Consider the following 402-nt stretch of genomic DNA (forward strand, 5'->3'; position numbering starts at 1 on the left):
ACACCAACGATGGCAAAGAGCTGTCGAACTTCTGCAAGAAGTTTGAAGTGCACCTGCGCAAGGCGTTGATGGCGGCCGGCAAACTGGTGGAAGACCCCAACAAGCCGCGCCTGCTGCTGACCTTCAAGAGCGGCCGCGAAGTGTTCATGGGGCTGGAGGAGTCGAACAACTCGGCGATGTGGCCGATGGGCATTCCGCGCCTGAAGTTCCCCCGTGAAGCGCCGAGCCGTTCGACGTTGAAGCTGGAAGAGGCGTGGCATCACTTCATTCCCCGCGACCAGTGGGATGAGCGTCTGCACAGCGACATGACCGGTGTCGACCTCGGCGCCGCCCCTGGCGGCTGGACCTGGCAACTGGTCAACCGCGGCATGCTGGTGACCGCCATCGACAACGGCCCGATGG

The 402-nt window shown here is 62.9% G+C and carries 1 protein-coding gene; it reads left to right on the forward strand.

Going from position 1 to position 402, the window contains the following annotated elements:
* Positions 1 to 402 (forward strand): 23S rRNA (cytidine(2498)-2'-O)-methyltransferase RlmM (gene rlmM, locus AC1DF0_RS32510; protein ID WP_477577730.1); only part of this gene is annotated, 402 nt, incomplete at both ends.

This window comes from Paenibacillus sp. 05T425 (genome assembly GCF_056396205.1).